At 66.1% G+C, this 24169-nt stretch carries 12 protein-coding genes; 6 read left to right on the forward strand and 6 right to left on the reverse strand.

Going from position 1 to position 24169, the window contains the following annotated elements; genetic code table 11:
* The 3 genes from ACJRPG_RS18625 to ACJRPG_RS18635 form a co-directional block, all read right to left on the reverse strand.
* The coding region (locus ACJRPG_RS18625; RefSeq protein WP_408001604.1) for a HAMP domain-containing protein at window positions 1-1627 on the reverse strand (1627 nt) is incomplete at its 3' end.
* 18 nt (window positions 1628-1645) lie between these two features.
* Window positions 1646-3469, reverse strand: a complete 1824-nt coding sequence (locus tag ACJRPG_RS18630) for a putative bifunctional diguanylate cyclase/phosphodiesterase (RefSeq protein ID WP_408001605.1) — start codon at window positions 3467-3469, stop codon at window positions 1646-1648.
* Window positions 3470-3721: 252 nt separating this feature from the next.
* On the reverse strand, window positions 3722-5806 hold the full coding sequence (locus ACJRPG_RS18635; protein ID WP_408001606.1) for a prolyl oligopeptidase family serine peptidase: 2085 nt from the start codon (window positions 5804-5806) through the stop codon (window positions 3722-3724).
* A 191-nt stretch (window positions 5807-5997) separates the two neighbouring features.
* On the opposite strand from ACJRPG_RS18635, the gene ACJRPG_RS18640 reads away from it, so the two are divergent.
* Entirely contained in the window at window positions 5998-7563 is a 1566-nt protein-coding gene (locus tag ACJRPG_RS18640; protein ID WP_408001607.1) for a M23 family metallopeptidase, read from the forward strand.
* A gap of 27 nt (window positions 7564-7590) precedes the next feature.
* On the opposite strand, the gene ACJRPG_RS18645 is transcribed toward ACJRPG_RS18640, so the two are convergent.
* On the reverse strand, window positions 7591-9018 hold the full coding sequence (locus ACJRPG_RS18645; RefSeq protein WP_408001608.1) for a CehA/McbA family metallohydrolase: 1428 nt from the start codon (window positions 9016-9018) through the stop codon (window positions 7591-7593).
* A 283-nt stretch (window positions 9019-9301) separates the two neighbouring features.
* Between ACJRPG_RS18645 and ACJRPG_RS18650 the strand changes: the two genes are divergently transcribed.
* The 4 genes from ACJRPG_RS18650 to recD are packed head-to-tail and all read left to right on the forward strand — an operon-like array spanning window position 9302 to window position 21334.
* Window positions 9302-12307, forward strand: a complete 3006-nt coding sequence (locus ACJRPG_RS18650) for a CHASE domain-containing hybrid sensor histidine kinase/response regulator family protein (protein ID WP_408001609.1) — start codon at window positions 9302-9304, stop codon at window positions 12305-12307.
* Window positions 12308-12337: 30 nt separating this feature from the next.
* Window positions 12338-15724 (forward strand): exodeoxyribonuclease V subunit gamma, encoded by a 3387-nt coding sequence (gene recC / locus ACJRPG_RS18655; RefSeq protein WP_408001610.1) that lies wholly within the window; start codon window positions 12338-12340, stop codon window positions 15722-15724.
* Window positions 15721-19386 carry an exodeoxyribonuclease V subunit beta gene (gene recB / locus ACJRPG_RS18660; RefSeq protein WP_408001611.1) on the forward strand — a complete coding sequence of 1222 codons (3666 nt, stop codon included), beginning with the start codon at window positions 15721-15723 and terminating at the stop codon, window positions 19384-19386. Before recC ends, recB begins: the two co-directional genes overlap by 4 nt.
* Complete coding sequence (gene recD / locus ACJRPG_RS18665) at window positions 19379-21334, forward strand: exodeoxyribonuclease V subunit alpha (protein ID WP_408001612.1); 1956 nt, start codon at window positions 19379-19381, stop codon at window positions 21332-21334. Before recB ends, recD begins: the two co-directional genes overlap by 8 nt.
* A gap of 27 nt (window positions 21335-21361) precedes the next feature.
* Here recD and ACJRPG_RS18670 read toward each other — a convergent pair whose 3' ends face one another.
* On the reverse strand, window positions 21362-22234 hold the full coding sequence (locus tag ACJRPG_RS18670; protein ID WP_408001613.1) for a serine hydrolase: 873 nt from the start codon (window positions 22232-22234) through the stop codon (window positions 21362-21364).
* 149 nt (window positions 22235-22383) lie between these two features.
* Window positions 22384-23421, reverse strand: coding sequence for a sulfate ABC transporter substrate-binding protein (locus ACJRPG_RS18675; protein WP_408001614.1), 1038 nt, complete (start codon window positions 23419-23421; stop codon window positions 22384-22386).
* A gap of 155 nt (window positions 23422-23576) precedes the next feature.
* Here ACJRPG_RS18675 and ACJRPG_RS18680 point away from each other — a divergent pair, with 155 nt between their 5' ends.
* A complete protein-coding gene (locus ACJRPG_RS18680) occupies window positions 23577-24107 on the forward strand; it encodes a GNAT family N-acetyltransferase (RefSeq protein ID WP_408001615.1) in 531 nt (176 codons plus the stop codon).
* The last annotated feature ends 62 nt before the right edge of the window (window positions 24108-24169 follow it).

Here is a 24169-nt window from a genome sequence, read left to right on the forward strand (position 1 = left end):
CCTGGCCGCCCAGCTTACCTTCGGTACCCACCTCACGCGCCACACGGGTCACTTCCGATGCGAAGGAGGACAGCTGGTCCACCATCACGTTGATGGTGTTTTTCAGCTCCAGGATCTCGCCCTTTACGTCCACCGTAATTTTCTTCGAGAGGTCGCCGTTCGCCACGGCGGTGGTCACTTCCGCGATATTACGCACCTGGCCCGTCAGGTTACCTGCCAGCTGGTTGACGTTCTCCGTCAAGTCTTTCCACGTGCCCGCAACGCCCGGCACGTTTGCCTGGCCGCCCAGCTTACCTTCGGTACCCACCTCGCGCGCCACACGCGTCACCTCGGATGCGAAGGAGTTCAGCTGGTCCACCATCACGTTGATGGTGTTTTTCAGCTCAAGAATCTCGCCCTTCACGTCCACCGTAATCTTCTTCGACAAGTCGCCGTTTGCCACGGCGGTGGTCACGTCCGCGATGTTACGCACCTGGCCGGTCAGGTTACCTGCCATGGAGTTCACGGAGTCGGTCAAGTCTTTCCACGTGCCTGCCACGCCCTTCACTTGCGCCTGGCCGCCCAGCTTGCCCTCGGTACCCACCTCACGCGCCACACGCGTCACTTCCGATGCGAAGGAAGAGAGCTGGTCCACCATCACGTTAATGGTGTTTTTCAGTTCGAGAATCTCGCCCTTCACGTCCACGGTAATCTTCTTCGACAAGTCGCCGTTTGCCACCGCGGTGGTCACCGCCGCGATGTTACGCACCTGGCCCGTCAGGTTGGACGCCATGAAGTTCACGTTGTCGGTCAAGTCCTTCCAGGTGCCGCCCACGCCTGGCACGTATGCCTGGCCGCCCAGCTTGCCCTCGGTGCCCACCTCACGCGCCACACGCGTCACCTCCGATGCGAAGGAACGCAGCTGGTCCACCATCACGTTGATGGTGTCTTTCAGCTGCAGGATCTCGCCGCGCACGTCCACTGTAATTTTCTTGGACAAGTCGCCGTTCGCCACCGCGGTGGTCACCTCCGCGATGTTACGCACCTGCGACGTCAGGTTACCTGCCATGGAGTTCACGGAGTCGGTCAAGTCCTTCCACGTGCCCGCCACGCCTTTCACCTGCGCCTGGCCGCCCAGCTTGCCCTCGGTACCCACCTCGCGCGCCACGCGCGTTACTTCGGAGGAGAAGGAGGACAGCTGTTCCACCATGGTGTTCGCCGTGGTGGCCGCGCGCAGGTACTGGCCCTTCAGCGGGTGGCCGTCCACTTCCAGCGCCATGGTCTGCGACAGGTCGCCCTTCGCCACGGCGCCGATCACGCGCGCCATTTCCGTGGTCGGGCGCACCAGGTCATCGATCAGCGTGTTGACCGCGCTGATGATGGTGGACCAGCCGCCGGATACGTTATGCACCGAGGCGCGCTGCGTCAAGCGGCCTTCGCGGCCCACCACGCGGCTCACCTCCGTCACCGCCTTGACCAGCTTTTCGTTGGTCTCGATGATGTCGTTCAGGGTGTCGGCGATTTTGCCGGACACGCCGGTCCAGTCGGACGGCATGCGGGCCGAGAAGTCGCCTTTTTTCAGTGCCATCAAAGTCTGCAGGATCAGCTTCAGATCCAGTTCTTCTGGCAGTTCGGTCATGTCATTCATCGACGAAGTCCTCATTTACTAAGTAGAAAGCGCTGGCTGTTCCAGCCGGTGCATCAGGTCCGCCGCCGGCAGCGGCGTGCAGAAAAATTCGCCCTGGTAGCTGTCGCAGCCAAGGGTGTTCAGTACGGCCAGCTGCTCGGCGCTGTCCACGCCCAGCGCCACCACCTGCATGCGCAGCGCGCGCGCCAGGTGGATGATGGCGGCCACCATATCCGTGCCGCCTTCGTCATCGCCGATATTGCGGATGAAGGCGCGGCCTATTTTCATCTGGTCCAGGCCCAGCTTCTTGCAGGCGGCCAGGGAGCTGCGCGAGTGGCCGAATTCGTCCAGCGCCAGGCGCACGCCGCCCGCCTGCAGCTGGCGCAGCAGCGGTTCCAGCGCGTTGTGATGGGCGGCCAGCAGGTCTTCGTTCAGCTCCAGCATCATGGCGCCTGGTGGCAGGCGCAGCTTGCGCACTTCGGCCACCAGCCGCGCCGGGGTTTCCGTGGTCAGCTGGGGCGAGGCCAGGTTGATCGCCAGCGTGGCGCGCTCCAGGCCCGAAGGCGCGGCACGCCATGCTGCCGCCTGTTCGCAGGCCGCGGCGATGGTCCAGGCATCGAGCCGCTCCAGCAGGCCGCGGTCATGGATGCAGGGCAGGAAGCGTTCGGCCGCGATCAGGCCGATGCGCGGGTGGTTCCACGTCAGCTGCGCTTCCACCGTGCGTACCTGGCCGCTGGCCAGGTCCACCTGCGGCTGGTAGTGCAGCAGCAGCTGGCCGCCGATCAGCGCGTGGCGCAGTTCCGTGGTCCACAGCTCGTGTTCCTTTTCGCGCCGGTTCAGCTCTTCATGGAAGAAGCGCACCCCGGCGCCGGCCACGTCGCGCTCCTGCTTGGCGTGGTACATGGCGAGGTCCGCATTCTTCATCAGCAGGCGGGCATTCGCCCCGTCTTGCGGATAAAGCGCGATGCCGATGCTGGTGGACGTGTAGATGCCGCGCCCGCCGATATCGAAGGGACGCGCGTGGGCCTGGGCGATCTTTCGCGCGACACGCGCCGCATTGGCGGCCGGGGTTTTGCCTTCGATCAGGACCACGAATTCATCGCCGCCGAGGCGCGCCACCACGTCCGCCATGCGGACCGAGGAGGTGATGCGGGCCGCAACCTGGCGCAGCAGTTCGTCGCCCACATCGTGGCCGAAACTGTCGTTCACCTGCTTGAAGCGGTCCAGGTCCAGGAACAGCAGGGCGAACTGGTTGTGATGGCGTTCGGCCGCGGCCACCGCGTGTTCCAGCTGCTGGATCAGGGAACGGCGGTTCACCAGCCCGGTCAGCGGGTCGCGCGTGGACAGGGCGTTGGCGCGCTGTTCGGCCAGCTTGCGTTCGGCGATTTCCAGTTCCAGCTCGCGGTTGGCGCGTTCCAGGTCCTGCATGCGCTGCACGCGCAGGTCCTGGTTCAGCTTGCGCAGCTCGGCCGCCTGTTCGCGCAGCTGCATGTTCTGCTTCGTCATCTCGACGAAGACCGCCACCTTGGTCTGCAGGATCTGCGGAATCAGCGGTGTAAACATATAGTCGGCGGCGCCGGCCTGGTAGCCCTTGAGCCGGTTGATCTCGTCCGCATAGTGCGCGGTGACGAAGATGATGGGCACATGCGAGGAGCGGGGATGCGAGTGAATGGCTTCGGCGGCAGCAAAGCCGTCCATGTCCGGCATATTGACGTCGAGGATGATGACGGCAAATTCGTGCCTGAGCACCTGGCGCAGGGCTTCCGCGCCCGAACTGGCGCCGACGATCTCATAGCCCAGCCGCACGGCTTCGCCGGCCAGCAGGCTTTCCAGCGCGAACAGGCCGGCTGGATCGTCGTTCACCAGTAGCACTTTTGGAGTCTGCACAGGAAGATCGCCAGGTTTTTATGGATTGTTCTCGTCAATTCGCCCAACCCGCCAACGATACGCCTGTGCGAGCCTGAGTCAAGCGAAAAGTGGTGCATCCTCCATTTCTGGAAGACACACTCTTGCCTTATTTTTAATGCTATCAGGAAATGTTTCGCTAGGATACGCAGGATGGGGAAAACACCGCGCACGATTGCGCGCGGTGTTGTTTCTGCGCTATTTCAATTGCTACTTCAGCTGGTTCAGCAGGAAGGTATAGGTCAGGGCCCACATATGCGCCTGCTGGTCGTTATTGGCGGCGCCGGCATGGCCGCCTTCCGTGTTCTCCCAGTACAGCACGTCGTGGCCCTGTTCCTTCATCTTCGCCACCATCTTGCGCGCATGGCCGGGGTGCACGCGGTCGTCGCGGGTGGAGGTGGTGAACAGCACGCGCGGATAGTGCTTGTCCTTGAACACGTTCTGGTAAGGCGAGTATTTGCTGATGAACTTCCATTGTTCGGGATCGTCCGGGTCGCCGTATTCGCCCATCCAGGAAGCGCCGGCCAGCAGCTTGCTGTAGCGTTTCATGTCGAGCAGGGGCACCTGGCACACCACGGCATTGAACAGGTCGGGACGCTGCGTCATCACGGCGCCCACCAGCAGGCCGCCGTTGCTGCCGCCCATGATGCCGAGGTGGCGCGGGCTCGTCACCTTGCGCTTGACCAGGTCCTGGGCCACGGCGATGAAGTCGTCAAAGGCCTTCTGGCGGTTCTGCTTGAGCGCCGCCTGGTGCCAGCGCGGGCCGAACTCGCCGCCGCCCCGGATATTCGCCAGCACGTAGACGCCGCCGTTGCTCAGCCACGCGGAGCCAGCCAGCGCGCTGTAGTTCGGCTTCATCGACACTTCGAAGCCGCCATAGCCGTACAGCACGGTCGGGTTCTTGCCGTTCAGTTTGGCCTTCTTGTTCATCAGCACGAAGTAGGGCACCTTGGTGCCGTCCTTCGACGTGGCGTGGAACTGCTTCACCGTAAACGGGCTGGCGTCGAAGAAGCCGGGCAGGGATTTCAGCCTGGTGCGCTGGTCGCTGCCGGACTGGCCCAGGTAAAGCGTGGTCGGCGTCAGGAAGTCCGTCACAGTGAGGAAGTACTGGTCGGAGGCGATGGCGTCCAGTGCGGTGACTTCCAGCGTGCCGAAAGCGGGCGCATCCACATCGCGGCGCTGCCAGCTCTTGTCGTCGCGGCGCAGCTCCACCAGGCGGTTCTTCACATTGTCGAGCACATTCAGCAGCAGGGCGCTGCGGGTGGCGGCCACGCCGTCCAGCGAGCTGGTGGCGGTGGGTGTGAACAGCACCTCGAACTGGCGCTCGCCCGCCATGAAGCGGCGGAAATCCGTGGCCAGCAGGGCGCCTTGCGGATAAGTCCTGCCGCCGACGGTCCAGTCCGAGCGCAGGTCGATCACGATCTGGTCGCGCACCGTGTAGGCATTGGCATCGTCCGGCTTCGGCACCTTGGTCAGCTTGCCGCCTTCGCGCAGGAACAATTCGCTGCTGTAAAAGCCGATCTGGCGCGTGACGAACTGCCATTCGAGGCCGGGCGTGAAGTCCTTCCAGGCGCCGACGCCGAGGTCTTCCTTCTTCGCTTCATACAGGGTCTGCGCTTCGGCCAGCGGGCGGCCGCGCTTCCATTCCTTGACGATGCGCGGGTAGCCGGAGGCCGTCATGGTGTCCGGGCCGAAATCGGTGGAGACGAACAGGGTGTCCTGGTCGATCCAGCCGGTGTCGCTCTTCGCTTCGGCCAGGTTGAAGCCGTCCTTGACGAAGCTGCGGCTGGCCGTGTCGAACTCGCGCACCACGGCCGCATCGCCGCCGCCGCGCGACAGCGATACCAGGCAGCGCTCGCCTTTCGGGTAGAGGCAGGACACGCCATGCCACACCCAGTTTTCCTTCTCGTCGGCGGCCAGCTGGTCGATATCGAGCACCGTGTCCCATTGCGGATCCGGGGTCTGGAACTTGGCCAGCGTGGTGCGGCGCCAGATGCCGCGTACATGCTCGGCATCGCGCCAGAAGTTGTAGACGTAGCCGCCGTGCTGCTGCACATAGGGAATGCGTTCCCGTGAATTCAGGATGGTCTTCAGGCGCTCGTGGATGGCGGGATACTGCGCGCGGCCTTCCAGCTCCTTCAGCGCCACGGCGTTCTGGTCCTTGACCCAGGCCAGCTGGCGGTCGCCGCCGACATCTTCCAGCCATTCATAGGGATCGGTCTTCTGCTGCGCCTGCGAGTGGCCGAGGGCCAATCCCAGCAGCATGCCGCTGGCCAGTTTCACGTACGATCGCATTGTTTCTCCTGTAGTGTGGATGCCGTACTCTACACCAGGCGCGGCGATGACGGCCGGCGTGCATTTTCGCCGCAAAAATTTGCATGTTGTCCGGAAGTTTGTGCAGGGCGTCTGTTTCTGGCCTTGCCGCGTTGACGATGCCATCCTGCAACCCTAGCATCGGCTTCGCACAAACTACGAAGGGATGCGCCATGCAAAAATATCTTGGGCTGCTGCTGGCTCTCGCGCTGGGCCTGGCCCGGGCTCAGGACGAGGCCGACGGCTTCATCTGGCCGATCAGCGGCACCGCCACGCCGGATGCAATGAATACCTCGTTTGGCCCGCGCCTGGACTTCGCGCGCTGGAACTTTCATGACGGCATCGACCTGCCGCAGCCTGCGGATGCGGACTGCACGGGCGATGCCCGCAACACCCCGGTTCACGCGGTGCGCGGCGGCACCGTGTACAAGGCGGGCGGGCCCGGCGGCGGTTACAGTTCCAACCATGTCGTGCTCAAGATGAACGACCCGGCCGGTGGCGGCGAGCTGTACGTATATTACTTCCACCTCAAGCGCGTCAACGACGGCATGGTGGCCGGCGCCGCCGTTCGCCAGGGTGACGAGGTGGGCGTGCTGGGCACGGACGACGCGAGCTATTGCCACCTGCACCTGGAGTTCCGCAAAGGCGGCACGGCCCAGGACCTCAGCATTCATCCGCTGCGCTACCTGCCCTATACGGATACGGCCAACTTCACCGCACCTGCGGATGCGCGCTTCAATCGCATCGGCGGCGCGATGGCAGCGCGCCTGAGCTTCAGCGCGCCGAGCAGGCTGGAAGGCGACCTTGCCAGGGTTGAGGTCGATATCCTGGATGGCGCCACGGTGCTGGAAACCCGCACGGTCGATTTCGATGACGCGCGTACGGTGAGGCGTGGCATGGGGGATGCGCTGATGTATAACGAGCGGGATATCGCGGTGGAGGGATACCAGGAATCGCCGATGTCGAAGAACGGCGTCAACGACCTCAGCTACGGTGTGATGGTGCGCAATCTGCCGGCGAACGGCAACGCGCTGGTGGCGCGCGTGACCGATGTCCGCGGCAACGTCTCGGCCAGCGCGCCGGTCCCGGTGCCGGACCAGATGGCGGCCGACTGGAACCTGGATTTTGAAGATGGCGCCCTGAGCCCTGCCGGCTGGACCCCGGCCGTCAGCGCCGGCGCCGCGCTGGCGAACGTCCGGGGCGCCGGATATGAGGACTCGCGCGGGCTCGCCGCCAGTGACAGCGAACGGGCCTCCGGGATCCAGTTTGCGGGCATTGCGGCGGTGCTTCCGGCCGGGCGCTTCCAATGGAGCGCGGAAGCTTGGGTCATGCCGGCGTCGCTGGCGCTGGTCGATGGCGAATCCGTGTTCCCGCTGTTTTTCCTGACACGCACGGGTGTTGCGTTCGCTGCCGGCGCGGGGCTGCAAAAGTGGGGCGCCAAGTTGTATGCCGGGATGTCCTATTTGCGTCCGGACGGCACCGTGGGCGGCAAACTGAGCGACCGGGATGTCCTGACGGGGCAATGGAATAAATGGACCTTCCGTATCCTGCGCAACGGCACGCGCAATACGACGCTGGTAGTGCTGCTGAACGACGCCGAAGTCGCGCGCACGGTGTACGACGCGGCAGTGTACGAAGTCGGCATGCTTCGCGCGGGCCTTGGATATTCCTGGGGCACGCAGACCTCCAGGTTGGTGATCGACAACCTGAAGCTCAGCGACTCCGTGGCACTGCCTTGAACAGATCCTGAGCGGCGCCATTCCCGCTCAGGGCTGCTGCGTGACCCAGACCGGGGCGCTCCACAGGATGCGGCCGTCTTCCTGCGTCAGGCGGGCATAGTAGTAGTGCTCGCCGGGCGGCGGCGTGAGGGTGAGGTTGCCGTCCTGCAGCGCGATGCTGTCCGGTGTGCCGCGCCGGCCGGGGATGCCGTGCACGATGTCGACGGCCGCGACGCCGGGGGCGGTGCGGCCGGCCCCGGCGCTGTATTGCAGGGCCAGCGTCAGCGGACCGCGGTTGGTGAAGCGTTCGCCCATCAGGTGGCCGTTTGCGGTGAGCACCAGGCTGGAGGCCTTGTCCATCGTCGCGAAAACGCGGCGGGCGCGGATGGCGTCGAGCAGCGCGGCGGTGCCCAGCGGCGTACCGCGCGGCAGGAGTATGCCGCTGCGGTTGGTGTACGCCGAACCCCAGTTGGCGCAGTGATTGTCCTGGTTGCTGCTGAAGGCCAGGTGGTAGCCCGCTTCCAGCAGGCGCTGGCAGGCGGCTTCGTAGAAGCTGTGCCGCGTTTCCGTTTCGCTGTCGTTGGAGGAGAAGGCCGCGCTGTTCATCACTTCGCACAGGGCCATCGTCTCGTCGCCGTCCGCATTGAAGGCCAGCGCCTGTGTGCCGATACGGAACTGGTTTGCCGACGGATGGTTGAACTGTCCCAGCCAGCCGCGCGTGCGCATCAGCGCATACAGCGCGCCGTAGTCGCCCTTCGCGACGAAGGTGTCGCCCATCAGGCGGCCGTCCGCAGCACGCTCCCAGGCCAGCAGTTCAGGGCTGTTCAGGATATTCAGGTGGCCGCCGTTGCTGATCACGCCCCATTCCATGCCGTACATGGCCGCGAAGTCCGGCTGCGCGCCATTGAAGGCGGCGGCCTGCGCCAGGCCATCGCGGTAGCGCTGCACGGCGGCCTCCGGATCCGCATCGGGATCGCTGCCTTCCGAGCCGTCATACATATGGTTATGTTCCGAAGTGAGCAGGAAGTCCAGCCCATGCCGCTGCGCATAGGCATAGGCTTGGGCCGGTCCGTCAGCCGCGCTTTGCGGCGCCTGCGAACCGGTGCAGCGGTCGAGCGGGCCGCCGCCGTCGCTGTGGCCGGTCTGGCTGTGCAGGTTGCCAAGGTAGATGTCGAAAGCAGGCGCTACAGCTTGCGACGGCTCCAGCCTGACCGGCGGCAAGGCGCCCAGTGCCAGCCGGCGTTCCTGTTGCACGGGGACTTCGTGCCGGCCGCGCAGCGCCGCTTCCAGGCGCAAGGTATACAACCCGGGCGGCGAGCGAAGCAGGGCGCCGGGCGCCAGCCGGACCTGCGTCTTGCCTTGGCGCAGCGCCGCCTCGCCCCGCCAGTGCCGCACGGCGGCGCCATCCGGCCCCAACAGGACCAGGCGCCAGCCCACCGTGGCGGCCGGGGCCGCCGGATGGGCAAAGTGCAGCATGAAAGCATCTCCCCGCTGCGGACGGAAGGGCGTCTGGAGCCAGGCTTCCAGCTCATCATGCTCGCCGCAAAAAGCTGCTGGCGGCGCGAGCAGCAGCGCCGCCAGCACAAACGTTGCCCCGCGGGAAGCGGACCGCCTGTCCGCGCCGCTTCCCGCTAAGATAACGCCAGGACGAAACATCTTGCTCACCTCCTGTTGCTTCGACAGGCTGAGCAAATGCAAGTTCCCCTGGTCCCGTGCGGGAAGTTTGTTCTATCTCATGCTTTGATAGTATGCTGCCGCTATGCGCAAATCGTCCCCATCATCCCGCGGCCTGATCAGCAGTCGCCTGCTGCTTTGGGTGCTCGGCCTCGGATTGGCGGCGGCAGTGGGCGCCACCTTGTACGTGACGGTGCGCAACTCGGTGGAGGAGGACGCGCGCCTGCGTTTCGACAACCTCACGCGCGCCACGCAGTACAGCATTTCGGCGCGGGTGAAAGCCTATACCGACCTGGTGCGCGGCCTGGTGGCCCTGTTCCAGACCAGCGATGAGCTTACGCGCGCCCAGTTCCACAGCTATGTGAAGGCGCTCGACCTGCAGCAGCATTTCCCCGCGATCCAGTCGGTGAACTACGCGCCGGATGTGAGCCACGGCCAGCGCGCCGCTTTCGTGGCCCGCGTGCGGGCCGAGGGCTTCCCCGACTTCGACATCAAGCCCGCCGGCGAGCGTGAACATTACGCGCCGCTGACCTATATGGAGCCGGTGATTCCGGGCCGCTTCGGTGTCAACATCATCGCCAACCCGGCCATCGAGAAGGCGCTCAACCTGGCGCGCGATACCGGCGCCATGAGCGCTTCCGGCCAGCCGGTGGTGGTGAAGGGGCCCAAGCCCCATATCGGGCTCGGCATGCGCCTGCCGGTCTACCGCGCCGGCGCGAAGGTGGACGATGTGGAGAGCCGCCGCGCGGCCTTCCTCGGCTCCGTCGGCATCGGCTTTTCGGTGGCGCAGCTGGTGCAGGGCGCGATAGACGAAATGGCGAACCGCCACGTGCATATGATCCTGTACTCGGACGGATCGAGCGAGCCGGATCGCCGCAGCCTTTCCATCACGCCCGATGACCGCCTGCTGTACAACGACAACGGCTCCATCGATGCGCCGCCGGCCCTGGCGCCGGATCCGGCCACGCATTTCGCTGCCGTACTGCCGATCGACTTCAATGGCAGCCTGTGGAAGGCGCAGTTCGTGGCCCGCAAGACGGAACTGATCAGCGGCTTCGACCGCTGGCTGCCGCTGGTGGCGCTGGCCACCGGCTTTACCGGCAGCCTGCTGTTCTTCGGCTATATGGCCACGCTGTACGCCCAGCGCCGCAGCGCGCAGGAACAGCGCCGCCTGCTGGACAGCATATTGAATAATGTGGACGCCCAGGTCTATATGAAGGGCGAAGACCGCCGCTATATCTATGTGAATGCCAAGATGGCCCAGGTGATGGGGCGGCCGGTGGACCAGATTGTGGGCCGCCTGGACCGGGAACTGATCCCGGCCGCGGAGGCCGACCGCGAATGGCAGGAAGACAGCCAGGTCTTCGTCGATGGGGTCAAGCGCAGCAGCGAAACCCAGTACACCGATGCCGACGGCGTGGTGCGCCACCTGTGGACGGTGAAGGCGCCGGTGGAACTGAGCGCGGATGCGCTGGCCGTCATCGCGCTCTCCACCGACGTGACGGAGCTGCAGCGGCTGAAGCAGGAGGCGCAGGCCGCCAACCGCGCCAAGAGCGACTTCCTGTCGAATATGAGCCACGAGATCCGCACGCCGATGAACAGCGTGATCGGCATGGCCCACCTCGCGCTCAAATCCGTCACCAATCCCAAGCAGCGCGACTACCTGCAGAAGATCTACCATTCGGGCCAGCACCTGATGGGCATCATCAACGATATCCTCGATTTTTCGAAGATCGAGGCGGGCATGCTGGAACTGGAATCGGTGGCTTTCGACCTGTCCGCACTGCTGTCGAATGTATGCAGCCAATTGAGCGAGCAGGCCGCGCGCCGCCGGCTGGAGCTGGTGTGCGAGATCTGGCCCGGACTGGAAAATCAGGTGAGCGGCGATCCCTTGCGGCTGGAACAGGTGCTGCTGAATTACACCAGCAATGCCATCAAGTTCTCGGAGGAGGGCAAGGTGCATATCCGCGCGCGGGCGGTGGAAGAACGCGACAACCAGGTGCTGGTGCGCTTCGAAGTGCAGGACCAGGGCATCGGCATGACGCAGCAGCAGGTGGCCAAGCTGTTCCAGTCCTTCCACCAGGCCGACAGCTCCACCACGCGCCGCTACGGCGGCACCGGGCTGGGGCTCGTCATCAGCAAGCAGCTGGCGGAGCTGATGGGCGGCACCGTGGGCGTGGACAGCACGCCGGGCGTGGGCAGCACCTTCTGGTTCACTGCGCGCCTGCAGAAAAGCGTACAGATGCTGCAGCCGGCGGACGGCGAAGCGCTGGAGCCGGACCTGCGCGCGTCCATCCAGGGCTCGTCCATCCTGCTGGTGGAGGACAATGTCTTCAGCCAGCAGGTGGGCCAGGAGCTGCTGGAGGATGCCGGCGCCACGGTGGTCATCGCCAACAACGGCAAGGAAGCCATCGACCTGCTGCTGAAGGAGCATTTCGACTGCGTGCTGATGGACGTGCAGATGCCGGTGATGGATGGCTATGAAACCACGCGCCTGATCCGCGCCGATCCGCGCCTCTCCGGCACCCTGGTGATTGCGATGACGGCCAATGCGGGGCGCGAAGACCAGGCGCGCTGCCTCGCCGCAGGCATGGACGAATTTGTCACCAAACCCATTGCGCCCAACCTGCTGTTCTCGGTGCTCTCGAAGTGGATGAGCCAGCGCGCCGGCGAACGCGCCCCGCGCGCGGTGCCTTTGCAGGTGCCGCTGGCGCCTCCGGCGGCGGTGGTGGATACCGGGTCGGCGGAACTGTTCGACATGGCGATGCTGGCGCAAACCTTCGGCAACAAGCCCGAAAAAATGCGCAAGTACGCGCTCATGTTCCTCGATTCCGCGCGCGACAGCCTGGCCGAAGTGGATGAAGCGCTGGGGCGCGGCGACAGCCGGCGCCTGTCCGAACTGGGGCACCGCATCAAGTCCTCCGCGCGCGCCGTGGGCGCCATGAGCTTCGCGGAGCTGTGCCTGGCCCTGGAGCGGCTGAAGCCCGATGCCCCGCCGCAGGAGGCGCAGGCCATCGTCGCCCAGATGCACCTGATGCTGGAACGCCTGAAAACGCAGATTGCCGGGGAAATGTCTGCGCAGCTTCCCTGAGGGGGCGGGAGCGGCGATAATAACGTTTCTATGACATCGAGCATCGCACCGGGCCTGATCATCCTGCACGGCAACCAGCTGGAACAGCTGCGGGCCGCCGTATTCCAGTGGCTGCGCGCGCATCCGCTCGATCCGCTCGAAACCGACATCTTCCTGGTGCAGTCCAACGGCGTTGCCGAATGGCTGAAGATCGCGCTGGCCGAGGAGGGCGGCGTGTGCGCCGCCACCCGCGTGGCGCTGCCCGCCCGTTTCCTGTGGGAGGCTTACCGCGGCATGCTGGACCGCGAGCGCGTGCCCCGCATTTCCGCCTTCGACAAAGGGCCGCTGGCCTGGCGCCTGATGCGCCTCCTGCCTTCGCTGCTGGCGCAATCCGTCTTCGCGCCGCTGCGCCACTTCCTCGGCGACGGCGATCCCGAACGGCGCCTGCAGCTGGCCGAACGCCTGTCCGACCTGTTCGACCAGTACCAGGTGTACCGCGCCGACTGGCTGGAAGACTGGGCCGCCGGGCGCAACGTGCTGCGCAGCGCGCGCGGCGATGCACTGCCGCTGCCGGAGGACCAGTGCTGGCAGGCCGCGCTGTGGCGGGCCGTGGTGGCCAGCGTGCCGGAGCAGGAGCGCAGCCTGGGACGCGCCAGCGTGCATACCGAATTCGTGCGCGCCATCGAACGCGGGGAGAAGCCTGCGGGCCGCCTGCCGCGCCGCGTGGTGCTGTTCGGCGTATCCGCCTTGCCTTACCAGACCTTGCAGGCGCTGGCCTCGCTGTCGCGCTTCACGCAGGTGATCCTGGCGGTGCCGAATCCCTGCCAGTTCTACTGGGGCGACATCATCGACGGCCGCGACCTGCTGCGCGCCGCCCACCGCCGCCAGAAGCTGCGCAATGGCCTGGACCTGGGCCAGATCCCGCTGGAAGAACTGCATGCCCACAGCCATCCGCTGCTGGCCAGCTGGGGACGCCAGGGCCGCGACTATATCCGCATGCTGGATGAATTCGACGCGGCGGCCGCCGGCGAAGGCAATGAACACCTGCGCGTAGACCTGTTCAGCGAAGGCGAAGGCGCCACGCTGCTGGCGCAGGTGCAGGGCGCCGTGCGTGACCTGCTGCCGCTGCGCGAACACCATTTCGCGCCGCCGCCGGACAGCGACCGTTCCATCGAGTTCCATATCGCGCACAGCGTGCAGCGCGAAGTCGAAGTGCTGCATGACCAGCTGCTGGCCATGTTCGCGGCCGACAGCACCTTGCGCCCGCGCGACGTGGTGGTGATGGTGCCGGACATCGATGTGTTCACCGCCTCCATCCGTTCCGTATTCGGCCAGCACCGGCGCGGCGATCCACGCTTTATCCCGCACGAAATCGGCGATGTGAACGACCGCAGCGTGAACCCGCTGCTGGTGGCGCTGGAATGGCTGCTGCGCCTGCCGCAGCAGCGCTGCCGCCAGAGCGAGGTGCGCGACCTGCTGGACGTGCCTGCGGTCGCGAAGCGTTTCGGCCTGTCGGAAGACGACCTGCCCACCCTGGGCCTGTGGATCGAAGGTTCCGGCGTGCGCTGGGGCCTGGACCAGCGGCACCGCGCAGGCCTGGGCCTGGCGCCGGCCGGCGAACAGAATGCCTGGATCTTCGGCGTGCGCCGCATGCTGCTCGGCTACGCGAGCGGCAATGACGCAGCCTTCAACGGCATTGAACCGTATGGCGAAGTGGGCGGCCTCGATGCCGCGCTGGCGGGCTCGCTGGCGCTGCTGGTGGAACGCCTGCTGGCATGGCGCGATATCCTGGACCAGCCGCGTACCCCGGCGGAATGGGGCGTCCAGGCGCGCGCGCTGCTGGCAGCCTTCTTCGACGCCGGAGCGCAGGACGACAGGCTGACGCTGAACCAGCTGAACGAAACCCTGAACAAATGGCTGGAGACCTGCGAGAACGCCGGCTTCGACGAGGCGGTGCCGCTGGCCGTGCTGCGCGAAGCCTGGCTGGGCGCACTGGACGAGCCTTCGCTGGAGCACCAGTTCGTGTCCGGCGGTGTTACCTTCTGCACCCTGATGCCGATGCGCGCGGTGCCGTTCCGCGTGGTCTGCCTGCTGGGCATGAACGACGGCGATTTCCCGCGCCGCGCCAGCAAGGCCGATTTCGACCTGCTGGCGCTGCCGGGCATGGCGCGGCCCGGCGACCGCTCGCGCCGCGACGACGACCGCTACCTGATGCTGGAAGCCGTGCTGGCGGCTCGCCACAAGCTGTATATCAGCTGGTGCGGCCGCAATGTGCGGGACAACAGTGAACAGCCGGCCTCCGTGCTGGTGGCGCAGCTGCGCGACTACCTGAAGGCCGGCTGGAAGCTGGACAGCCTGGCAGGCCGCAGTACCGAGCACGCGCTGCAGCCCTTCAGCCGCGTCTACTTTGAAGACGGCGGCCTGCTGACCTATGCCGGCGAATGGCGCGCGGCGCATGCGGACGATGCGCCGGCGGCCATTCCGGCGGACCTGCCGCCGTATGAGCTGGACGAGAAATTCAGGTTGCGCCTGTCGGCGCTGGCGGCCTTCATCCGCCAGCCGGTGAAGTATTTCTTCAGCCAGCGCCTGGGTGTAAGGTTCGGTGAGTCAGCTTTAGTGGGAGAGGACGAGGAGCCGTTCTTGCTGAATGGGCTGGAACGGTATAAGCGCGAAGACATGATGCTGGACGATGCAGGTGAAGAAGCCGAAACCAGCGTGCGCGCCAGCCTGGGCGCGCGTGCCGAACGGCTGCGGCGCGAAGGTGTGCTGCCCATCGGCCTGCTCGGCGAGCGTATGCAGGAAGAACTGGTGGAAGCGCTGGTGCCGGTGCGCAGCAAATGGCTGGAGCTGCGCGCGCAGCACATGGAAGACGCGCCCAAGCTGGCCATCAGCCTCGTATTGGACGGCATCGTGCTGGAAGACTGGGTGGACCAGCTGCACCGCCGCGATGGCAAAACGGTATGGCTGATGCAGATGTCCTCGAAAGCGCTGGATAAATCCGGTGCGCCGCGCGGCGACAAGCTGATAGGCATGTGGCTGCGCCAGCTGGCTGCGGCCGCGCAGGGCCAGCCGGTGGCCGGGATCCTGGTGGCGCGCGACGCCGTGCTGCGCATGGCGCCGCTGGAGCCCCAGGATTCGCATGCCATGCTGGCGGCGCTCGCGCGCCTGTGGCGGGCCAATATGGACAAGCCGCTGCCGGTGGCCTGCAAGACCGGCCTGGCGCTGGCGCGCGACGGCGACCCGCGCAGTGTGTACGACGGCGGCTTTGAAGTGAACGGCGAAGTGGATGACCTGTGCCTGGCCCGCCTGTGGCCCGATTTCGCGTGCCTGTCGGCCGAACCTGAATTCATGGCGCGCTCGCTGGAGCTGTACGGCGCGCTGGCCGAGTGGCTGGCCACGTCGGTACAGGCCGAGCCGCTGGCGGGGGAGGCCGAATGAGCCAGCTGCTGAATGCCCTCAGCTTCCCGCTGCACGGCTCACGCCTGATCGAAGCCAGCGCCGGTACCGGCAAAACCTGGACCATCGCCGCGCTGTATGTGCGCCTGGTGCTCGGCCATGGCGGCGACGCCGCCTACCAGCGGCCCTTGCTGCCGGCCGATATCCTCGTGATGACGTTTACCCGCGCCGCCACGCGCGAACTGTCGAACCGCGTGCGAGAACGGCTGGTGGAAGCGGCGGCCTACTTCCGTGGGCAGTCGGACAAGGCCGATCCCTACCTGGACGCGCTGCTGGAATCGTATCCCGGCGAAACCGAGCGCCAGCAGGGCGCGCACCGCCTGATGCTGGCTGCGGAAACGATGGACGAGGCGGCGATCTTCACCATCGATGCCTGGTGCCAGCGCATGCTCCGCGAGCATGCATTCGACAGCGGCAGCCTGTTCGACGAAGAACTGGTCAGCGACGAATCCGCGCTGTTCGAAGATGCGGCGCACGACTACTGGCGCCAGCAGGTCTATCCGCTGAACGCCAATGCGCTGGCGCCGTTGCTGGCCGCCTGGCCGGACGTGGAAGCGCTCAAGCAGTCGATCCGCGACCTGGTCTGGCGTGCGGAAACGCTGGGCGGCGCCAGCAGCGAGCCGCTGGGCGTGCTGATCGCGCGCGTGCAGCATGAGCAGCAGGCAGTGCTCGCGGGGCTGAAGCAGGGCTGGGCGAAACGCGCGGACCGCATGGAGCAATGGATACTGCAGCAGCGCGAAGCCTCGCCCAAATGCTTCAACGGCGTGAAGATGAAACCAGAATCGGTGGCCAGATGGTTCGCCGCGCTGCGCGAATGGGCGGCCGATCCGCGCGCCGTGCTGCCGGAGCTCACGGCGAAGAACTGGGAACGCCTGACGCCGGAAGGCCTGCTGGATGCCTGCGCCAAGGGCTTCGCGCCGCAGCTGCCGGCGGATTTCGATGAAGTGGCGCCCCTGCAGGCAGCGCTGCAGGCCATCACGCCGCTGAAGCACCTGCTGCTGCGCCATGCCGCGTCCAGCGTGGCGGGCCGCATGCAGGAACTCAAGCAGCGCAACCGCCAGTTCGGCTTTGCGGACATGCTGGAGCGCCTCAAATATGCGCTGCTGGGCGCCAACGGCGCCGCACTGCGCAAGCGCATCACGGAGCAGTATCCGGTGGCGCTGGTGGACGAGTTCCAGGATACGGCGCCCAGCCAGTACCAGATTTTCAACCTGCTGTACCGGGTGGCGGAGAACGACGCCGCGCTGGGCCTGTTCCTGATCGGCGACCCCAAACAGTCGATTTACGGCTTCCGCGGCGCCGACATCCACAGCTACCTGGCGGCGCGCCGCGCCACCGAAGGCCGCCACTACCAGCTCGGTACCAATTTCCGCTCCACGGCGGACGTTGTGCAGGCGGTCAACCAGATCTTCCTGCATGCCGAGCGCTCAGTGGGCGAGGGCGGTTTCGCGCGCGGCGCCTTCCGCTTCCGCGACGGCGAGGAGAACCCGCTGCCTTTCGATGCAGTCGATGCCAAGGGCCGTCCCGAAAAACTGGTGGGCACCGATGGCGATATCCAGGCGCTGACGGTGTCCTGCGGCACGGACGGCCTGAGGGCCGATGCCTACCGCGACTTCTTCGCCCACCACTGCGCGGAACACATCGTCGGCCTGCTGAACGACAAGCGCGCAGGCTTCGCCAATGGTGCGGAGTTCAGGCGCCTGCAGCCTGCCGATATCGCCATCCTGGTGCGCGACCGCAGGGAAGCGGGCGCCATCCGCAAGGCCCTGCAGCAGCGCGGCGTGCCCAGCGTCTACCTGTCGGACAAGGATTCCGTGCTGAAGAGCGAGGAGGCGGCCGATGTGCTGCGCTGGCTGTCGGCGCTGGCCAGCCCGCTGGACGGCGCGCTGGCGCGGGCCGCCTTTGCGACCCGCACGGCAGGCCTGTCGCTGGCCGAACTGGCGCAGCTGTCGGCGGACGAACTGGCGTGGGAACAGCGCGTGGAACAGCTCAAGATCCTGCACGGCGTCTGGCAGCGCCAGGGCGTGCTGGCCATGCTGCGCCGCTTCATCCATGAACTCGGGCTGCCGGCGGCGCTGCTGGCGCAGCCCGGCGGCGAGCGGCGCCTCACCAACCTGCTGCACCTGGCCGAACTGCTGCAGTCGGCCAGCCGCCAGCTCGATGGCGAACAGGCCCTGATCCGCTGGATGGCGGAGCAGATCGAAGGCGAAGACAGCGGCGGCGACGAACGCGTGCTGCGGCTGGAATCGGATGCGGAGCTGGTCAAGGTCGTCACCGTGCACAAGTCGAAAGGCCTGGAATATCCGCTGGTCTACCTGCCCTTCGCCGTCACCGCGCGCAAGGCGGAAAAGCGCAACCGCAGCTTCCTCGAATTCACCGATGGCGAAGGCGCGCGCCGCATTGACCTGGCGCTGACGGATGAAGCGCTGGAGGCCGTGGAAGCGGCGCGCATCGCGGAAGACCTGCGCCTGCTTTATGTGGCGCTGACGCGCGCCCGGCACTTCCTGTGGCTGGGCGTGGCGGCCCTGCCTTCGCGCAAGGCGGGCGAGAACACGCTGCATGAATCGGCGCTGGGCTACCTGCTCACCGGCGGCGAGCCGCTGCCGGCGGACCAGCTGCTGGAACGCTGGGAACGGCTGCGCGGCGGCTGCTCCGCCATCGGGCTTTCGCGCTTGCCCGAGACCGGCCGGCCCACGCTGCTGAAACGCATTGAACAGCGCCCGCCGCTGCTGGAGGCCCGGCCCTTCAGGGCCAGTTTCGAGCGCGACTGGTCGGTGGGCAGTTTTACATCGCTGGCCCGCCGCACCGGCCCCGCAGCCTATACGCGCTCGCCGGAGCCGGCGCCCGTGCCGCGCGATGCGCTGGAGGAAAAGCTGCTGGAAGAGGCGGACCGCGAGCTGCCGGGCCGCGTGGACGACACGCCCTGGCACCGCTTCCCGCGCGGCTCCGTGCCGGGCAACTTCCTGCACGAGCAGCTGGAGTGGCTGGGCCAGGAAGGCTTCACGACCGTGCATGACCCGCATTTCGAAACGCGCCTTGCGCGCCGTATCGAGCGCGCCGGATGGGCCAACCGTTTCGACGATGCGCTGGCCTGGCTGCGCGCCATCGCCACCACCGGACTGCCGCCGCTGGGCGCCGCGCTGGACCGCCTGCATGGCGTGCTGCCGGAAATGGAATTCTGGTTCCCCAGCGAGCACCTTGCCTCGCAGGCGCTGGACCAGCTGTGCCGCCGGCACCTGCTGGAAGGTATCGCGCGCCCCGCGCTGCCGGAGCGCGAGCTGCACGGCATGCTGAAGGGCTTCTGCGACCTCGTCTTCGAACATGAAGGGCGCTACTGGGTACTGGACTACAAATCGAACGCACTGGGCGGCGGCGACGCGGCCTACCACAAGGGGGCGCTGGCGCTGGGCATGGCGGAGCACCGCTACGACATCCAGGGCGCCATTTACATGCTGGCCCTGCACCGCCTGCTGCGCAGCCGCCTCGGCGAACAGTACGAGCCTGCGCGGCATCTTGGGGGCGCCATCTTCTTCTTCCTGCGCGGTGTGGCCAACGCGCAGACCCATGGCTGCTACCTGCTGCCGCCCGATCCGGCCTTGCTGGACGGGCTGGATGCACTGCTGGAGGGAGGCAGCCATGGCTGACAGCGCCGCACTGCTGGAGCAGATCGAGCTGCTGACCGAAGCGGGCCGCCTGCGCCGCCTGAGCGGCGCCTTCGCGCGTTTCGTCGCGGGGCTCGGCCAGGATTCGCCGCCGCTGATGCTGGCCTGCCTGCTGCTGTCGGAGCTGGAAGGCCGCGGCCACAGCTGTCTGATGCTGGGCGACCTGGCCGGCGATCCTTCCGGCCTGCTGGGCTGGAGCGAAGGCGAGTGGAACACCTTGCGTGCTGCGGCAGGCGCCTTGCCGCGCCATGCCGCCGGCTGGCGCACCCTGTTGCAGGCGCGCGAGGCGGTGTGGCCGGTGGGCGGCCTCGATTTCAAGCAGCCGCTGGTGCTGGATGGGGAACGCCTCTACCTGCGCCGCTACTGGCGCGATGAAACCACCGTGGCCCACGCCGTGCGCCAGCGCGCGCTGAACACTCATGCGGTGGACACGGCCGAAGTCCGGCGCTGGCTGGACCGCCTGTTCGACCATGCCGCGCGCGACGGCGGGCCTGACTGGCAGAAGATCGCGTGTGCGGTTGCGCTGCGCGGCGACCTTGGCGTGATCACCGGCGGTCCGGGCACCGGCAAGACCTACACGGTAGCGCGCCTGCTGGCACTGCTGTTTGCCATGGCGGGACCGGAGGCCGGATCGCTGCGCATTGCGCTCGCGGCGCCGACCGGCAAGGCGGCGGCCCGCCTCAAGCAATCCATCGACGGCGCCCTCGACCAGCTGGCGGGCAAGCTTGGCGCCGACCTGCCGCTGCGCGAGCTGGCCGCCCGCATGGGCGCGGCGCGCACGCTCCACAGCCTGCTGGGCGCCCGTCCCGACACCCGCAGCTTCCAGCACAACGCCGGCAATCTGCTGGAAGTGGATGTGCTGATCGTCGATGAAGCATCGATGGTGCACCTGGAGATGATGGCCGCGCTGCTGGCCGCCCTGCCGCCGCATGCGCGCCTGATCCTGCTGGGCGACAAGGACCAGCTGGCATCGGTGGAGGCGGGCGCGGTGCTGGGCGACCTTTGCCATGACGCGGAAGCGGGCAACTACAGCGCCGCAACGCTGGCCTATGTGGAAGCGGCCGCGGGCCAGCAGCTTCCCGCGCAATTCACCGGCGCCGGCGGCGCGCTGGCGCAGCAGATCGTCATGCTGCGCCAGAGCCGTCGCTTCGGCGGCCCGATCGGCCAATTGGCACTGGCGGTCAATCACGGCGATGCCGAGGCGGCGCGCGCGGTGCTGCGCAGCGACAGCGGCGGCGTGCTGCACTGGATCGATCCGGCCCAGCCATCGGCCGTGCTGCAGCTGGCTCTGCAGGGCCGGGAAGGCGCGGCGGGCGGCTACCGCGACTACCTGCAGAAGATCCGCGCCATGCCGGAAGGCGCAGACCCTGCGCAGCATGAAGAATGGGTGCGCGGCGTGCTGGCCAGCTTCGAAGCCTTCCGCCTGCTGTGCGCGGTGCGCGAAGGCGAGTGGGGTGTGGCGGGCCTGAACGAGGCCATTGAACAGCGGCTGGAAGCGGCGCGCCTGATCCGGCGCCGCAGCGAATGGTATGTGGGGCGGCCGGTCATGGTCACGCGCAATGACTACGCCACGGGCGTGTACAACGGCGATATCGGCCTCACGCTGCCCGACCCGGCGCGGCCCGGCGTGCTGCGCGTCTACTTCAGCGACGGCGAGTCGGTGCGCAGCGTGCTCGCGACCCGGCTGCGCAATGTGGACACGGCCTACGCCATGACGGTGCACAAATCCCAGGGATCGGAGTTCCGCCACACGGTGCTGGTGCTGCCGCGCGACGGCGGCACGGTGCTGGCACGGGAACTGATCTACACCGGCATCACGCGCGCGAAGGAATTCTTCACGCTGGTATCGCCCAATGCCGCGGTGCTGCCTGCCGCCATCGCCGAACGCACGCACCGCGCCAGCGGCTTGCGCGGCCTGATCGGGCAATAAAAAAGGACGCCGCAGCGTCCTTTCTCCTTACGATGCCGCGCGGCGGCGGCGCGGTTTCGAGGCCTTGGCCTTCTTGCGGCCATTTGCCTTCATCACCTTCGGCTCGTCGGCGCCGGTAATGAAGCGGCGGATATTCAGCGCATCCATCAGGCGCGCGGAACTGGCCTTCGCGTTCAGCAGCACCACGGAAACGTTCTTGCCCGCGGCCGTCATGCGCATGATCAGGCAGCGGCCGGCTTCTTCCGTATAGCCGGTTTTCGACAGGCCGATGTCCCAGCCCTTGGCGCCCACCAGGCGGTTGGTGTTGTGGTATTCGACGGCGCGGCCCTTGATCTTCATGGTCTCGCGGGTGTCGGTGGTGAGGCGCGTGATTTCAGGATAGGCGGCAGCGGCAGTGGCCATCTTCACCAGGTCGGTGGCCGTGGAGGTGTTCTGCGGCGACAGGCCGGTGGGCTCGGCAATGCGGGTCTGGCTCATGCCGAGGGCGCGGATCTTCGCGTTGACGGCAGCCTTGAAGGCAGTCGGGCCACCCGGATAGGTGCGGGCCAGCGAAGCGGCGGCGCGGTTGTCGGAGGACATCAGGGCCAGCTGGAGGATCTCGCCGCGGCTCAGCGTGGCGCCCACCGGCACGCGCGAGGTGCTGTGCTTGAGCAGGTCCACGTCTTCCTTGTCGATGCTGATCTCTTCATCCATGTCCAGCTTGGAATCCAGCACCACCATGGCGGTCATCAGCTTGGTCAGGGACGCGATCGGCACCACGACATTCGCGTTCTTTTCCAGCAATACCTTGCCGGTCCCATCCTCAACCACCAGCACGGATTGGGAACCAAGGCGCACGTCCGCCAGGGCGGCAGCGGACAGCGAGAGCATCAACGCAGCAGCAGCGAAATGTTTAAGCATGGGAATCTAGCCGTGTGGAAATATTTTGCAAGCTTAGAGAATAACATTAAAGTGATTTCTCATCCAAGGCATGTCAGCCGTTCGCGACAGAAATTTCACAGTAAACGAAAAAAAGGCCGCTGATGGCGGCCTTTTCGATGCGATTTTGCTTATTTGGAGGCGAAAATCTTGTCGAACTCGCCGCCGTCGTCGAAGTGGCGCTTCTGGGCTGCGCGCCAGCCGCCGAACACCTCGTCCACGGTGAACAGGTTGATCGGCTTGAAGGTTGCCGCATATTTCTTCGCCACCGCGGCCGAGCGCGGGCGCAGGTAATGCTTGGCGATGATTTCCTGGCCCTGTTCGGAGTACAGGAAGTTCAGGTAGGCGGTGGCTTCCTTGCGGATGCCTTTCTTGTCGACCACCTTGTCGACCACGGCCACCGGCGACTCGGCCAGGATGGAAATGGACGGGTAGACGATGTCGAAGTTATCGCCGAACTCGGCGCGCACCAGCTGCACCTCGTTCTCGAACGTCACCAGCACGTCGCCGATCTGGCGCTGGGTGAAGGTGGTGGTGGCTGCACGGCCGCCGCCGTCCAGCACCGGCACATTCTTGAAGATCTTCGTCACCAGCTCGCGCGCCTGGGCGTCGTTGCCGCCTTTCTTCAGCACCGAACCCCAGGCCGCCAGATAGGTATAGCGGCCGTTGCCGGCGGTTTTCGGGTTCGGAATGACGACCTGCACGCCCGGCTTGGCCAGGTCGGCCCAGTCCTTGATGCCTTTCGGATTGCCCTTGCGCACCAGGTAGACCATGGTCGAATAGCTTGGCGCTGCATTGTTCGGGAACTTCTTGGCCCAGTCCTGCACCACCAGGCCGCGGTCGGCCAGCATGTCGATGTCATTGGCCTGGTTCATGGTGACGACCGAGGCTTCCAGGCCGTCGGCCACGGAGCGGGCCTGTTTGGAGGAGCCGCCATGCGACTGCTTCACGTTCACTTCGGTGCCGGTCTGCTTCTTGTAGGCCGCTTCGAAAGCCGGATTGATTTCCTTGTAGAGTTCGCGCGCGACGTCATAGGAGACGTTCAGCAGCGTTACATCCCTGGCCGATGCCGCCACGGGCAGGGCCAGCGAAGCGGCGGCGAGGGTGGCGGCGAGCAGGCGGGAGGCGGAGCGGCGGGCAGCGCTAAATTCGGTTTTCTTATTTGGCATGACGGTTCCTGAAGTAAAAACAGATATCGAATGATGGGTTCTTTTGATGCGGATCGCCAAGAATCTTTCGTAATATGCTTAGACATTCCCTGAGCCACGTTTGTGCGCGCTTTGTTGTATAGTCCGGCCTTGGAATGCAGATTTTGTGAGTACACATGGGTTTTGAAATTCGCAGAGCGGAAGCAGGGGACGCCGAGGCAGCATGCCAGGTGCTGCGCCGGTCCATCTCGGAATGCTGTGTACCGGACCACCGCAACGACCCCGCGATTCTGGGGCCATGGCTGGGCAACAAGACGCCGCAGATGGTGGCCAGCTGGTTCGAATCCCCCACCAACCACGCCTTCGTTGCCACCAGCGAAGGGCGGGTGGTTGGCGTGTCGCTGCTGACCAGCGCCGGCAAGCTGGCCCTATGCTACCTGCTGCCGGAAGCGCGCGGCCACGGCGCGGGCAAGGCCATGCTGCAGCAGGTGGAAGCGCTGGCGCTGGAGCTCGGCATCAAGAGCCTCTTCCTGCACAGCACGGCGACCGCCGAAACCTTCTTCGCCGGCCTCGGCTACGCCGCCGACGGCAATGTCCGCTCTCCCTACGGCGTGGAAACCATCCTCTTCTGGAAATCCCTCACCGCCGACGGCTCCCCGCCCGACGCCACCAAGCGCAAGCGCTTCTGCAGCTGCAGCAGCAACTAATTGCTTTTTAATTGGGGACAGACCCTAATTTCGATAATTAGGGTCTGTCCCCAATTTTTCCT

It is taken from the genome of Pseudoduganella rhizocola (assembly GCF_045984285.3).
Classification (GTDB): Bacteria; Pseudomonadota; Gammaproteobacteria; order Burkholderiales; family Burkholderiaceae_D; genus Rugamonas.

Bases quoted from the DNA above. Each gene is read 5' to 3' on its own strand.
- ACJRPG_RS18635 (WP_408001606.1), bottom strand. From the start codon at position 5,806: ATGCGATCGTACGTGAAACTGGCCAGCGGCATGCTGCTGGGATTGGCC.
- ACJRPG_RS18640 (WP_408001607.1), top strand. From the start codon at position 5,998: ATGCAAAAATATCTTGGGCTGCTGCTGGCTCTCGCGCTGGGCCTGGCC.
- ACJRPG_RS18645 (WP_408001608.1), bottom strand. From the start codon at position 9,018: ATGCTGCACTTTGCCCATCCGGCGGCCCCGGCCGCCACGGTGGGCTGG.
- ACJRPG_RS18650 (WP_408001609.1), top strand. From the start codon at position 9,302: ATGCGCAAATCGTCCCCATCATCCCGCGGCCTGATCAGCAGTCGCCTG.
- recC (WP_408001610.1), top strand. From the start codon at position 12,338: ATGACATCGAGCATCGCACCGGGCCTGATCATCCTGCACGGCAACCAG.
- recB (WP_408001611.1), top strand. From the start codon at position 15,721: ATGAGCCAGCTGCTGAATGCCCTCAGCTTCCCGCTGCACGGCTCACGC.
- recD (WP_408001612.1), top strand. From the start codon at position 19,379: ATGGCTGACAGCGCCGCACTGCTGGAGCAGATCGAGCTGCTGACCGAA.
- ACJRPG_RS18670 (WP_408001613.1), bottom strand. From the start codon at position 22,234: ATGCTTAAACATTTCGCTGCTGCTGCGTTGATGCTCTCGCTGTCCGCT.
- ACJRPG_RS18675 (WP_408001614.1), bottom strand. From the start codon at position 23,421: ATGCCAAATAAGAAAACCGAATTTAGCGCTGCCCGCCGCTCCGCCTCC.
- ACJRPG_RS18680 (WP_408001615.1), top strand. From the start codon at position 23,577: ATGGGTTTTGAAATTCGCAGAGCGGAAGCAGGGGACGCCGAGGCAGCA.